13 protein-coding genes and 1 pseudogene are annotated in these 12,413 nt (G+C 71.9%); 4 read left to right on the forward strand and 10 right to left on the reverse strand.

The genetic code is table 11. The features are described from left to right. The first annotated feature begins 2 nt into the window (after positions 1-2). The gene (locus MJ604_RS21925) at positions 3-764 is read left to right on the forward strand and encodes an NUDIX hydrolase (RefSeq protein ID WP_243060842.1); all 762 of its coding nucleotides are present in this window, start codon (positions 3-5) and stop codon (positions 762-764) included. A gap of 77 nt (positions 765-841) precedes the next feature. Next, complete coding sequence (locus tag MJ604_RS21930; RefSeq protein WP_243060843.1) at positions 842-1,234, forward strand: YccF domain-containing protein; 393 nt, start codon at positions 842-844, stop codon at positions 1,232-1,234. Here the strand turns inward: MJ604_RS21930 and MJ604_RS21935 are convergent. Next, on the reverse strand, positions 1,181-2,092 hold the full coding sequence (locus MJ604_RS21935; RefSeq protein ID WP_243060844.1) for an EamA family transporter: 912 nt from the start codon (positions 2,090-2,092) through the stop codon (positions 1,181-1,183). The two genes, MJ604_RS21930 and MJ604_RS21935, sit on opposite strands and share 54 nt — an antisense overlap. A gap of 73 nt (positions 2,093-2,165) precedes the next feature. Here MJ604_RS21935 and MJ604_RS21940 point away from each other — a divergent pair, with 73 nt between their 5' ends. Further along, entirely contained in the window at positions 2,166-3,095 is a 930-nt protein-coding gene (locus tag MJ604_RS21940) for a LysR family transcriptional regulator (RefSeq protein WP_243060845.1), read from the forward strand. Here the strand turns inward: MJ604_RS21940 and MJ604_RS21945 are convergent. The 9 genes from MJ604_RS21945 to MJ604_RS21985 all read right to left on the reverse strand — a co-directional run bounded on the left by MJ604_RS21945 (position 3,058) and on the right by MJ604_RS21985 (position 10,894). Beyond that, the gene (locus MJ604_RS21945) at positions 3,058-3,993 is read right to left on the reverse strand and encodes a tetratricopeptide repeat protein (RefSeq protein WP_243060846.1); all 936 of its coding nucleotides are present in this window, start codon (positions 3,991-3,993) and stop codon (positions 3,058-3,060) included. The genes MJ604_RS21940 and MJ604_RS21945 overlap by 38 nt on opposite strands. Before the next feature lie 75 nt (positions 3,994-4,068). Next, positions 4,069-5,277 carry an acetyl-CoA hydrolase/transferase family protein gene (locus MJ604_RS21950; RefSeq protein ID WP_243060847.1) on the reverse strand — a complete coding sequence of 403 codons (1,209 nt, stop codon included), beginning with the start codon at positions 5,275-5,277 and terminating at the stop codon, positions 4,069-4,071. 31 nt (positions 5,278-5,308) lie between these two features. Beyond that, positions 5,309-6,022, reverse strand: a complete 714-nt coding sequence (locus MJ604_RS21955; RefSeq protein ID WP_243060848.1) for a PASTA domain-containing protein — start codon at positions 6,020-6,022, stop codon at positions 5,309-5,311. A 16-nt stretch (positions 6,023-6,038) separates the two neighbouring features. Next, entirely contained in the window at positions 6,039-7,727 is a 1,689-nt protein-coding gene (locus MJ604_RS21960) for a methylmalonyl-CoA mutase (RefSeq protein ID WP_243060849.1), read from the reverse strand. Positions 7,728-7,765: 38 nt separating this feature from the next. Beyond that, on the reverse strand, positions 7,766-8,314 hold the full coding sequence (locus MJ604_RS21965) for an MmcQ/YjbR family DNA-binding protein (RefSeq protein ID WP_243060850.1): 549 nt from the start codon (positions 8,312-8,314) through the stop codon (positions 7,766-7,768). Positions 8,315-8,317: 3 nt separating this feature from the next. After that, on the reverse strand, positions 8,318-8,806 hold the full coding sequence (locus MJ604_RS21970) for a MarR family winged helix-turn-helix transcriptional regulator (RefSeq protein WP_243060851.1): 489 nt from the start codon (positions 8,804-8,806) through the stop codon (positions 8,318-8,320). After that, positions 8,803-9,606, reverse strand: coding sequence for an SDR family NAD(P)-dependent oxidoreductase (locus MJ604_RS21975; protein ID WP_243060852.1), 804 nt, complete (start codon positions 9,604-9,606; stop codon positions 8,803-8,805). The genes MJ604_RS21970 and MJ604_RS21975 overlap by 4 nt, the downstream gene beginning before the upstream one ends. Beyond that, positions 9,603-10,091, reverse strand: coding sequence for a VOC family protein (locus tag MJ604_RS21980; protein WP_243060853.1), 489 nt, complete (start codon positions 10,089-10,091; stop codon positions 9,603-9,605). The genes MJ604_RS21975 and MJ604_RS21980 overlap by 4 nt, the downstream gene beginning before the upstream one ends. After that, positions 10,088-10,894, reverse strand: coding sequence for a MerR family transcriptional regulator (locus MJ604_RS21985; protein WP_243060854.1), 807 nt, complete (start codon positions 10,892-10,894; stop codon positions 10,088-10,090). Before MJ604_RS21985 ends, MJ604_RS21980 begins: the two co-directional genes overlap by 4 nt. An 88-nt stretch (positions 10,895-10,982) precedes the next feature. Here MJ604_RS21985 and MJ604_RS21990 point away from each other — a divergent pair. Beyond that, a pseudogene (locus MJ604_RS21990) lies at positions 10,983-12,413 on the forward strand (MFS transporter); the annotation flags it as partial.

A 12,413-nucleotide genomic window follows, 5' to 3' on the forward strand; every position in this document is an offset into this window, starting at 1 on the left:
GCGTGACCCAGCCCACTACCTCCGTGACCACCGTCGCGGAGGGGGTTGCCCGGATCTCCTGGAGCACCGACGAGCCGATCGACGTCGTCCGTCACAGCGTGGTCGCCGCACTGGCCGACCACGCGCGCGTCGAGGCCCTGATCGACCCCGCCGACGAGGGTGCCCAGCGCACCGCGACGTGGTCCGGACTGCGCCGCGAGGGCGTGATGCGGGGCGTGACCGTCGGGGGCTCCCCGGTAGACCGGATCGTCTACGCGCGCCTGGCCACCGACACCCCGCTGCACGAGCCCGAGGGCTTCCGGGCGCTGCTGAACTCCTTCCTCCCGCGCAAGCGCGCGATCGGGCAGATGCTGGTGCGCGACCAGGACGGTCGGGTGCTGCTCTGCAACCTCACCTACAAGGCCGACTGGGACCTCCCCGGCGGCGTGGTCGAGGTCAACGAGTCGCCGCGCGAGGCGGTCAGCCGCGAGATCGAGGAGGAGCTCGGCCTCCAGATCCCCGCGGGGAACCTGGTGCTCACGGACTGGCTGCCGGCCTGGAGCGGCTGGGACGACGCGCTCTGCCTGGTCTTCGACGGCGGCACCCACGACGCCTCGCTCACCGACACGATCGTGCGCGAGACCCGCGAGATCCGGACGGCGGAGTTCTGCACGCCCGAGCAGGTCCGCGAGCGCTGCGCCGACTTCACCGCCCGCCGGGTCGAGTCCGCGCTGGCCAACCTCGCCGCGGGCGGCGGGCCGGCGTACACCGAGTCCGGCCGCTGACGCTCGAGTCCGCAGACGACGCCATTGCGCCGCTGGATCGGGGACGGACCGAGACCGGCTCGGCATAGATTCAGCACATGCGCTTCGTGCTGAACGTCATCTGGCTGCTGCTGTGCGGGATCTGGATGGCGATCGGGTACGCCGTCGCCGGGGTCATCTGCTGCATCCTGATCGTGACGATCCCGTTCGGGATCGCGTCGTTCCGGATCGCGGCGTACGCGCTGTGGCCGTTCGGGCGGACGGTGATCCGGCAGCCCACCGCCGGGTTCTGGTCCGGGCTCGGCAACGTGATCTGGCTGGTGGTCGCCGGCATCTGGCTGGCCATCGGCCACGTCATCACCGGCGCGCTCATGTGCCTGACGATCATCGGCATCCCGCTCGGCATCGCGAGCTTCAAGATGGTGCCGATCTCGCTGCTACCGCTGGGCCGCCAGATCGTGGACATCGACGAGGTCGGGCTGGTCCGCTGACGCGCGCCGCGGCGGCCGCATCGCGACCAGCACGCCGACGATGAGCAGCAGGCCGCCGGCGAGCTCGGCGGTGTTCGGCCGCTGGTCGAGCAGCAGCCAGGCCGACGCCATCGCGACGACCGGCGCGAGCAGCACCCACGGCACCACCGAGGACGACGGGTTGCGCGACAGCAGCGTGTTGAAGACGCCGTACCCGACCAGCGAGGCGAGCCCGGCGGTGTAGAGCGTCGACACCCCGGCCTCCCACGAGAACGACGCGAGCGCGTCGCCGATCGCCGCCGGTCCGTCGACGGCGAACGACAGCGCGAGAAGCGGCACCGGTACGACGACCGCGGACCAGACCGTGAGCGACAGCCCGCCCTTCACGCCGGACGCGCGCGAGACCACGTTGCCGATCCCCCACGAGAGCGCGGCGAGCAGGCAGAGCGAGAGCGCGACGACGGAGACGTGACCGCCGCGACCGACCGCGACCACCGCGAGGCCGACGGCCCCGACCGTCACCCCCACCGCCTGGGTCGGCGTCGGCAGCTCGCGCAGCACGCCCGCTGCGATCAGGATCGTGAAGATCACCTGCGCCTGGAGCACCAGCGCCGCCAGCCCGGGCGGCATGCCCGCGTCCATCGAGACGTAGAGGAAGCCGAACTGGCCCAGCGACATGAACACGCCGACCGCCGCGATCACCCGCCACGGCGCGTCCGGCTTGGCGACGAAGAGGATCGCCGGGAAGACGACGCACGCGAACCGGATCGCCACGAACAGCAGCGGCGGGATGCCGTCCATGCCCCAGTCGATGACGACGAAGTTGAAGCCCCAGATCGAGGCCACCAGGGCGGCGAGGAGCGAGTCACGGCGATTCACACGGACCAGCCTCGTCGCTCCGACCGTGAAGCACCAGCGAACGATCATGCATAGATCGATGTAGCATCACTGCATGATCGACCTGGCCGCCCTCACCAGCCTGCGCGCCGTCGACACCCACGGGTCCGTGGTGGCGGCCGCGGACGCCCTCGGGTTCACGCCGAGCGCGGTGTCCCAGCAGGTCAAGCGCCTCGAGAAGCAGACCGGCGTCCCGCTCCTGGAGCGCGTGGGCCGGGGCGTGATCCTCACCGACCACGGCCGCCACCTCGTGGACGCGGGCGGCCGGCTGCTCGCGGACCTCGAGCAGGTGGAGGCGACGCTGCACCAGCGCGCCGGTGCCGTCTCGGGACACCTGCGGGTGACGGCGTTCTCGACCGCGATGCGCGGGCTGATCGCGCCCGTCGTCCGCGACCTGCGCGACGAGCACCCCGACCTCACCGTGTCACTGACCGAGCGCGAGCCGTGGGACACCGTCGACCTGGTCGCGTCCGGCCAGAGCGACCTCGGCGTGATCCATCGCTGGGGCGACGTACCGATCACGGTGCCGGACCACCTCACCAGCACGGTCGTCGCCCACGACGTGGCCGACGTGATCGTGCACCGCGACCACCCGCTCGCCGCGCGCGAGCAGGTCACGCCGCGCGACCTGGTCGACGAGGGCTGGATCGCCACCCCGGACGGCACCATCTGCCGTCAGTGGCTCACCCGGATGTACGCCGGCACCGGCCGGCTCCCCCGCATCGCACACACGTCGATGGAGTTCGACTCCCACCTCGCGCTGGTGCGCGCGGGCCTCGGCATCGCACTGGTGCCCCGGCTCGGCCGGCAGCCGCTGGGCGACGAGCTGGTCGGCGTCCCCGCGCACGACCCGGAGCCGACCCGCGACGTGATCGCGGTGCACCGGCGCAGCATGAGCGAGTCGCCGTCGATCACGGCCGTCCTGAGGGGACTTTCGCGTGGGCAGCTCAGAACAGCGCGGACGCCAGGTTCTGACGTCCCTTGAGCACGCGCGGGTCGTCGTTGCCGACCGCACCGAACAGACCGAGGAGGTGCTCGCGGGCCTGGTTGCGCTCGTCGCCGGCGGTACGCCGGACCAGGTCGACCAGCCGGTTGAAGGCGTCCTCGACGTGGCCGCCGAGCATGTCGAGGTCGGCGACCATGGTCTGCGCCGCGACGTCGTCGGGCTTGGCCGCGGCCTCGGCGCGCGCGGTGTTGAGGTCGACACCCTGGGTGCGCTGCAGCACCTTGGCCATCGCCAGGCCGGCGGCGGCCTCGGCGTCGGCGGGGTTCGCGTCGACGAGCTTCTGGTACTCCGTGACCGCGCGGTCGATGTCGCCCTCGCCGAGCGCGTCCTGGGCCGCGGCGTAGCGCGGGTCGAAGTCCGGAACGCCGTCGCCGTCCACGTCGACAGGGTTGGACCGCGGCTGGTGCCGGCCGGCGACACCGCTGACGGTGAGCTGCTGCACCACCTGGGTGAGCGCCGTCCGCAGCTCGTCGATCGGCAGCACGTCCTGGAACAGCGGCGCCGGGCGGCCGTCCACGATCGCCACCACGAGCGGGATCGACGGGATCTGCATCGCCTGCGCGATCGACGGCACCGCGTCGATGTCGACGAGGCCGACGAGGAACCGGCCCTCGAACTCTCCCGCCAGCGTCGCCAGGTCGCGCGCCAGCCCGACGCTCTCGGGCATCCGCGTCGGCGAGTAGAACGCCAGCAGCACCGGCGCCGTCATCGACGACTCGATGGTGCTCTGGAAGTTCTCCTCGGTGATGTCGAGCGAGTACGACGACCCGCCGCCCGCCGCGCCACCCGGGGCGCTGGGAGCGGTGCCGGCGGGCGCGGCTGCCTTCATGCCGGACAGGTCGATGGCACCGGGACGGGAGAACGGCTGCTGACTCATGGGCGCAATCCTATTGACCCCGTCCCGAGCGGGGGTGTCGAGGCTCGCTTCGCTCGCACCTCGACCACCGAGTCGTCACCCGAGTCCGAGGGCGACCGCCTCCTCCCGCAGCTCGTCGCGCACCCGGGGGTGGGCGGCGTGGTCGATCAGCTGGCGCGCCTGCTCCTTCTGGTCACGGCCGTAGAGCTCGGCGGCGCCCTGCTCGGTGACGACGGCGGTCATCTGGAACGAGGTGACGGGCTCGTCGACCAGCGGGACGATCGTGGAGCAGTCGGCCTTCGGGTGCCACGACTTCATGGCGATGAACGCCTGGCCGCCCTCGCTGTGCATCGCCCCGACGAAGAAGTCGGTCTGGCCGCCGAAGCCGGAGTGGATCCGGGCGTTGATCCGCGAGGCGTTCGCCTGGCCGAACAGGTCGACCTGGAGGGCGGTGTTCACGCTGACCATGTGCTGGTTCCGCGCGATCCGGGCCGGGCTGTTGGTGACCTCCGTGCGCACCATCGCGACCCGCTCGTTCTCGTGCACCCAGGCGATCAGCTCGGGCGAGCCGAACAGGAAGGAGGCCGAGATGGGGACGTTGCGGTCGAGCGCACCGACCTTCTCCAGCGCGAAGATGCTGTCGGAGAACATCTCGGTCCACACCCGCAGCCCGCTGCGGCTGGTCAGCCCGTGCAGCGTCGCGTCCGGTACGGCGCCGATGCCGGCCTGGAGCGTCGCGCCGTCGCCGACCCGTGCGGCCACCAGCTCACCGATCCGGGCCGAGTCGTCGTCGATGACGGTCGACGGCGCGCTCGGCAGCGGCACGTCCGCCTCGACGAGGACGTCGACGAGATCGAGGTCGATCACGGAGTCGCCGTACGTCCACGGCATCCGGTCGTTGACCTGCGCGATCACCACCCCACCGCGACGCCGGGCCGCCTCGAGCGCGGCCGGCAGCACGTTGACCTCGACGCCGAGCGACACCTTGCCGTCGCGCGGCCGGGTCGTGTGCAGCACGACCGCGTCCGGCGGCAGCGCCGTACCGAACAGCGTGGGCACCATCGACAGCCGCGACGGCAGGTAGCTCAGTCGCGGGCTGCGCCGCTGCCCGGGACCGACGAAGCAGGTCTCGAGGGTGACGCCCTCACGGTCGGGAAGGCCGGGCTGGCCGTTGAGCGCCCAGAGTCGGTACTCGTCCAGGGCGCCGTCGACCAGTCCGACGGTGTGCCAGGGCGTGACGTGGTTGCCGGTGACGACGATGCGCGGGTTCGCCGGCAGCCCCGCGAGAGCAGTGGAGAGGTCCACGCCCCGATTCCACCAGACCGGGATCGCCCCGTCATGGGCCGGAAGTCCCCATCACGGTGACCCGAACGGTGCCGCCGTCCTCGATGGGCGTCCCGAGCTCGGGCTCGACGCCCAGCAGCGATCCGGGCGGAAGGTCGGCGACGTCACCGTTCGGGTCCGGCTCGACGGTCTCGACCTCGACCTCGAGCCCGGCGTCCTCGATCGCCCGGGTGAGGTCGTCGACGACGGCCGGCTCGGCGCCCCAGGCCGGTGTCCACCCACCCGGGCCGCCAATTCCGAGCGGGACCGTGGTGACCCCGTCCGGCAGCGCGCGCGCCGAGTCCCGGATCTCCTCGAAGTCGCCGTCGCCCTCCTCGTCGATCGTCACGGCGAAGATCGCGTCGCTCCCCTCCACGGCGAACAGCTGCCGGCAGACGCCGGCGAACCACTCCTCGCAGCCGCCGTCCAGATCGTCCTCGTCGTACCGGTCGTTGTCGCGCAGGACGGCCAGCGACGAGACCTCGTCCGCGGACCTGTCGTAGTCGGGAACGGAGCAGTCGACGGTCGCGCCGGAGTCGAAGTAGACGGTGTCCTCGACCGGTGCGCCGCACAGGGTCTCCCCCGTGGTCCACCAGTCCGGTACGGCGACGACCGCGCCGTCGTACCCCACCCAGCGGCTGCCCTCGGGCGGGGCCGCCCACCAGTCGGAGTCGTGGGTGCAACCGGTCGACAACAGCACCAGCGCCAGCAGCAGTCCGATCCTCATACGGACTCGGACGTGCTCAGAAGCGAGCCGGCTCCCGGTACTCGCCCCACTCGGCGCGCAGGGCGTCGCAGATCTCGCCCAGCGTCGCCTCGGCGCGGCAGGCGTCGAGCATCGGCTCGATCATGTTCTCGTCGTCGCGCGCGGCCGCGACCAGGCGCGCCAGCGCGACCGTCACCGCCTCGTCGTCGCGGGCCTCACGGCGGCCCTGCAGCACGCGGACCTGCTCGACCTCGACCTCGTGGGAGACGCGGAGGATCTCCAGCTCGTGGGTCACGGAGTCCTCGTGGCAGTTCACGCCCACGATCCGCTTCTCGCCCTTCTCGAGCGCGACCTGGTACTGGAACGCCGCCTCGGCGATCTCGCCCATGAACCAGCCCTCCTCGATGCCGTGCAGGAGGCCCTTCGTCACCAGCCACTCGCCCCGGCCGACCGCCTCGGCGATCTTCTCGGGCTGCGCGGAGGTGACCGTGGAGCCGCCCATCGAGAGGATCTTGTCGAAGATCGCGTTCGCCTCGGCCTCGATCCGGTCGGTCAGCGCCTCGACGTACCAGGAGCCGCCGAGCGGGTCGGCGACGTTCACGACGCCGGTCTCCTCCATGATCACCTGCTGGGTGCGCAGCGCGATCTCGGCCGCCTGCTCCGACGGGAGCGCAAGCGTCTCGTCGAGGGCGTTGGTGTGCAGCGAGTTCGTGCCGCCGAGGACCGCGGAGAGCGCCTCGATGCCGGTGCGGACGACGTTGTTGTACGGCTGCTGCGCGGTCAGCGAGACGCCGGCGGTCTGGGTGTGGAACCGCAGCCACTGCGCCTTGTCGGTCTTGGCGCCGTACACGTCGCGCATCCAGCGTGCCCAGATCCGGCGGGCGGCGCGGAACTTCGCGATCTCCTCGAAGAAGTCGACGTGCGCGTCGAAGAAGAACGACAGGCCCGGCGCGAACACGTCGACGTCGAGACCGCGCGACAGCCCGAGCTCGACGTACCCGAACCCGTCAGCGAGCGTGAACGCGAGCTCCTGCGCGGCCGTCGAGCCGGCCTCACGGATGTGGTAGCCGGAGACGGAGAGCGGCTTGTACGCCGGGATGTTCTCGGCGCAGTACTCCATCAGGTCGCCGATCAGGCGCAGGTGCGGCTCCGGCCCGAAGATCCACTCCTTCTGGGCGATGTACTCCTTGAAGATGTCGGTCTGCAGCGTGCCGTTGAGCTTGCCGGTGTCCACGCCGGCTCGCTCGGCGGCGACGATCATCATGCAGAACACCGGGACGGCGGGGCCGCTGATCGTCATCGAGGTGGTGACGTCGCCGAGGTCGATGCCGTCGAACAGGATCTCCATGTCGGCGACCGAGTCGATCGCGACGCCGCAGTGGCCGACCTCGCCGAGCGCCTTGGGGTCGTCGGAGTCGCGGCCCATCAGCGTGGGCATGTCGAACGCGACCGAGAGACCGCCGCCCCCGCGGCCGAGGATCATCCGGTAGCGCTCGTTGGTCTGCTGCGCGTTGCCGAAGCCGGCGAACTGCCGGATCGTCCACGTCCGGCCGCGGTAGCCGGTCGGGTAGAGACCGCGCGTGAACGGGAACTCGCCGGGCCACTCCGAGTCCTCGGTGCCGTACGCCGGCTCGAGCTCGACACCGCTCAGCGTCGTGAAGTCGGCCTCCCGGACGCGGGACTTGTCGTACCGGGCCTGCCAGCGGGCGCGCGCGTTCTCGCTCATGTCGAGATAGTAGGACGTCCTACTAAATGTTCCAACTGCTAGCGGCTCCAGCGGTAGACCTGGCCGTCGCGCACCTCGACCGAGACGGGCGGCTTCGGCGTCGGGTGGGCGCGCAGGTGGGCCAGCACGTTCCTGCGCCCGCGCAGCGCGACATCGCCGTCGGCGAACTGCAGGGAGGGGTGCAGCAGCGCCGTGAGGTCCGACCACTCCCCAGAGTCCATCGCGTTCCACGCGGCCGCCGCCGGCGCGGGCAGCTCCGGCAGGTCGTGGAGCATCTTCGGCGTGCACATCCGCCACGCGTCGACGACCAGCTCGCGCATCTCGTCGGCCTCCAGCCGGTCGAGGTGCGCGCACACCCACTGGTAACGCAGGTCGCGTGGCGGCGGGAGGAAGAACGTCTCCGGGTCGGACTCGATCAGCCCGTCGCGGGCGTCCTTGGGGTAGCCGAACCCCATCTTCGTCTCGTCCTTGGAGAACGCGGCGTACACGATCTGCTTCACCTTGAGCTTGTAGCGGCCGCCGGTGAAGAACTCGTACGTGCGTGGCAGGGCCAGGCCGACCCCGCGGACGTCGTCGGCGGTGACCATGGCTCAGAAGTCTCCGGCGGCCTTGCGGATCGGCGTGAGCAGCGACGAGAGCTCCTGGAGCTGCGCGTCGCCGAGCGCCTCGAGCGCGAAGTCGGACTCGACGAGGTCCTTGGTGGCGATCTCGACCAGCGCGCGCCCCGCGTCGGTGATCTCGGCGAGCACGGCGCGGCCGTCGTCCGGATGAGGCGTGCGGACCACGAGGCCGGCCGACTCGAGCCGGTTGACGATCGAGGTGACCGAGGTCGGGTGCACCTGAAGCCGCTCGCCCATCTTGCCCAGCGGCAGCGACCCCCGCGACGAGAACACCAGCAGCACCAGTGCCTCGTAGCGCGCGAACGTCAGGCCGTGCGGCTTGAGGATCGCGTCGAGGCGCCCGATCACGAGCTGGTGCGCCCGCATCAGCGAGGTGACGGCGTGCATCGCGGGCACGCGCTCCCAGTGGTTGCCCCACTGGCGCGCGGCTTCGTCGATCGGGTCGAACGGGAGGGTCACGAGAGGAGGCTAGACGTCGCCGCCCACAGCCGGGCCGACACTTCCGCGTGCTGGGCATCGGCCGACGGCTCGGCCGGCGCCTCGCGCCGGTGGTAGCCACCCGGCACCGCGTCCGGCGACGTCGCGCAGAACACCGTCGTCCTCGCGCCGACCTCCGGGGTGATGAGGGTACGCCGCTCGAGCGGTGCCGCGAGCTTGCGCAGCCGACCGAGCACGGGCGCCGTCTCGAGCCCGCGGTCGGCGATCCGGGTGTAGACCGAGCCCGGGTGCAGCGAGTAGCCGTGCACCCCGCGATCGCCGTACTGCCGCTCGATCTCGGCGGCCTCGTGGACCAGTGCGAGCTTCGAGGTGCCGTAGGCCGCCCACGAGTCGTACGGCGTCACCGGGGCGAACAGCCACTCGTTGCGGCCGCGGTCGTGCAGCTTCGACACGACGTTGACGACCCGCGCGTCACCGGCGGCGAGCAGGTTCGGCAGCAGCAGGCGCGTGAGCTGCGCGGTGCCGAGGTAGTTGGTGCGCCAGTGGATCTCGTGGCCGTCGACGAGCTGCGGCTCCTTCCACTTCGACCGCAGGTCGAGGTGGATGCCGGCGTTGTTGACCAGCACGTCGAGCCGCTCGGGCACCCAGCCGGCGAGCGCCTCGACGGACTCCCGCGAGGTGAGGTCGAGCGGGTGCGTGTCGTCGGTGACCGCACACGAGCGTGTGGTGGTCAGGACCCGGAAGCCCTGCGCCCGCAGGGAGTCCGCGGTCGCAGCACCCAGCGTGCGCTCCCCCGCACCAGTGACCAGCGCGACCTTCATCCGTTCCTCACCGCGTCGTAGAAGGCCTGCATCTGCGGACCGATCCGGGCCAGCTCGATGTAGGGCGCTCCGCCGGCCGACCCGTCGACGTACGCGAACTCGATCTCGCCGTCCATCATCGAGCCCCGCATCAGCACGGGCGTACCGGCCGCCTCGGCCGCGGCGCACGCGGTGTCGACGTCATCGACCGCGAAGCAGACGTGGTGCAGCCCGGCGCCGTGGGCGTCGAGGTACTCCTGGTGGATCGACGGGCCGCCGACCGGCTGGATCAGCTCGACCTGGAGGTCGCCGGCGTACCCGAGCGACACGTGCAGCGTGCAGTCGACCGGCTGGCCGCGCAGCGTGGTCGTGTCCGGACCGAAGCGCACGTCGGGGATGCGCATCCACGACGGGACGCCGAACTGCTCGCCGAGCAGCCGCTCGGTCGCGTCGATGTCGTCGGTGACCCAGCAGATCTGGGTGATCGGCCCGCTCGCGATGCTCACGCGCGCAGCGTAGGCCAGCAGATCTCCGTCGTGTGGTCGATCAGGTCCGCCGGGTCACCGTTCGGCAGGTACCGCTCCACGACCGGGCCGTCGGCCGCGAGCGCCTGCTCGGTCACGGCGCGGCCGACGGCGGAGTACGCCGCGTCGAGGTCCACCATCGGCCCGTCGTACGTCGCGACCGCGTAGCGCGCGGCGGGTCGCTCGACGACCTCGACGCGACCGGGCAGCGCCGGCACGGAGCCGACGGGGACGAAGGCGACGACCTCGGCGCCGCCCTCGGTGAAGTACTCGGTCGGGAAGACCGCCCCGTCGGGACCGGTGCGCTCGACCCCGGAGACGGCGAGGAGCCGGTGCAGCTCGGTGAACGCCTCGATCCACCACGTGACGACGGTGTCGCCGGTGACCGCCCCGCGGATCGCGAGCGTGGTCACGGCGGCCTCGTCACGGTGGGTCACCGCGATCCGCTCCTCCTCCGACAGCATCCGCTTCAGCGACTCGACGGTCTCCTGGGTCTGCTGGAGCTGCCGGCTCATCCGCTCCAGGTGCTCGACGATCACGCGGTTGCGCGACTCCTCGTCCGGCGCGGCGAGCGCCGTCCGCACGTCGTCGACCGGGAGGTCGAGGTCGCGCAGCCGCCGGATCAGCCGCGCCTGCGCGACCTGCTCGGGCCGGTACGAGCGATAGCCCGTCTGCGGGTCGATCCGCGCCGGCTCCAGCAGCCCCACGTCGTGGTAGTGCCGCAGCGCCTTGACGGTCAGGAACGTCATCCGCGAGAAGTCGCCGATGCTCAGCAGGTCAGCCATGACCGCCACTCTGCACCCTCCCCCTGCAGGAGGGTCGAGCGATTCCCGGGGTGCTTGACTCTCCCGCTACGGGAGGCCGGAGAACGGCGCCATGACAGAGACCACCTTCCGGCGCGGGCCGCTCGCGGTCCTCCTGACCGGCACCTTCCTGATCGTCCTCGACTTCTTCGTCGTCAACGTCGCGCTGCCGTCGGTGCAGCGCGACCTGCGCGCCGACAACACCGCCCTCGAGTGGCTGGTCGCCGGCTACGGCCTGACCTTCGGCGGCCTCCTCCTCGTGGCCAGCCGGGTCGCCGACCGCTGGGGACGCCGGCGGATGTTCATGCTCGGCGTCTCCTTGTTCGTCGCGAGCTCCGCGCTCTGCGGCCTCGCTCCTGACACCACCACGCTGTTGGTCGCGCGGCTCGCGCAGGGCGCGGCCGCCGCCGCGATCGGGCCGACCGTCCTCTCGCTGATCGGCGACGTGTACGCCGGACCGCAGCGGGTCCGGGCGCTCGGCGCGTACGCGACCGTGATGGGCGTCGCCGCTGCGTCCGGCCAGCTGATCGGCGGCCTGCTCATCCACCTCGACGTCGCCGGCACCGGCTGGCGCGCGATCTTCCTCGTCAACGTCCCGATCGGGCTCGCTGCGCTCGTCGCCGCACCCCGCCTGCTGCCCGACACGCGGATCCCCACCACGCCGCGCGTCGACCCGGCCGAGGCGGTGCTCGTGATCGGCGCCCTGACCGCCCTGATCGTCCCGCTGGTCGAGGGCCAGCGCGAGGGCTGGCCGCTGTGGACCTGGCTCTGCCTGGCCGGTGCGTTCGTGCTCGGGGACCTCGCCTGGCTGCGCGGCCGCGCCCTGCGCCGCCGCGGCATCCCGCCGCTCGTCGACCCGGTGCCGCTGCGCCACCGCCCCGTCGGCGTCGGCGTCGCCGGGCTGGCGCTGCTGTTCACCGGGATGGCGGCGTACTTCCTGGTCCTCGCGCTCTACCTCCAGGACGGTCGCGGCCTCGGCCCGCTCGCGTCCGGCGCCGTCTTCACGATCGTCGCCGCGTCGTACATGGTCGGCACGGCCGAGGCGGCAGCAGCCCTCGGGCGGTACGGCGCCCGCGCCACCGTCGCCTGCTCGGCCCTGGTGTTCGGCGCCGGCCACCTGCTGCTGCTCGCCGCCGTGGAGCACGTCGGCACCGCTGGGTCGGTGCTCTGGCTGGCGCCCGGCCTGGCGGTGGCCGGGCTCGGCATGGGTGTCGCGCTCGCGGCGCTGATCAGCACCACGATGGGCTCGGTCGAGCCGCAGCACGCGGGCACGGTCTCCGGGACGTCGTCGACGGTCCAGCAGGTCGGCAACGCGCTGGGCGTCGCGCTGGTCGGCATCGTGTTCTTCGGCCGGCTCGACGACGGCATGGTCGACGCGTTGGGCGCGAGCCTGGTCTACCTGACCGCCACCACGGTCGCTGTCGCGCTGGCCGCGGCGTTCCTGCCCCGCCGGCCCTCACGAACGCCCGACCCGGCGGCCGAGCTCGTCGAGACCGCGTGA

Source organism: Nocardioides sp. SR21, assembly GCF_022761125.1.
Lineage (GTDB): Bacteria > Actinomycetota > Actinomycetes > Propionibacteriales > Nocardioidaceae > Nocardioides.

Bases quoted from the DNA above. Each gene is read 5' to 3' on its own strand.
- MJ604_RS21930 (WP_243060843.1), top strand. From the start codon at position 842: ATGCGCTTCGTGCTGAACGTCATCTGGCTGCTGCTGTGCGGGATCTGG.
- MJ604_RS21945 (WP_243060846.1), bottom strand. From the start codon at position 3,993: ATGAGTCAGCAGCCGTTCTCCCGTCCCGGTGCCATCGACCTGTCCGGC.
- MJ604_RS21965 (WP_243060850.1), bottom strand. From the start codon at position 8,314: ATGGTCACCGCCGACGACGTCCGCGGGGTCGGCCTGGCCCTGCCACGC.
- MJ604_RS21985 (WP_243060854.1), bottom strand. From the start codon at position 10,894: ATGGCTGACCTGCTGAGCATCGGCGACTTCTCGCGGATGACGTTCCTG.
- MJ604_RS21975 (WP_243060852.1), bottom strand. From the start codon at position 9,606: ATGAAGGTCGCGCTGGTCACTGGTGCGGGGGAGCGCACGCTGGGTGCT.
- MJ604_RS21940 (WP_243060845.1), top strand. From the start codon at position 2,166: ATGATCGACCTGGCCGCCCTCACCAGCCTGCGCGCCGTCGACACCCAC.
- MJ604_RS21955 (WP_243060848.1), bottom strand. From the start codon at position 6,022: ATGAGGATCGGACTGCTGCTGGCGCTGGTGCTGTTGTCGACCGGTTGC.
- MJ604_RS21960 (WP_243060849.1), bottom strand. From the start codon at position 7,727: ATGAGCGAGAACGCGCGCGCCCGCTGGCAGGCCCGGTACGACAAGTCC.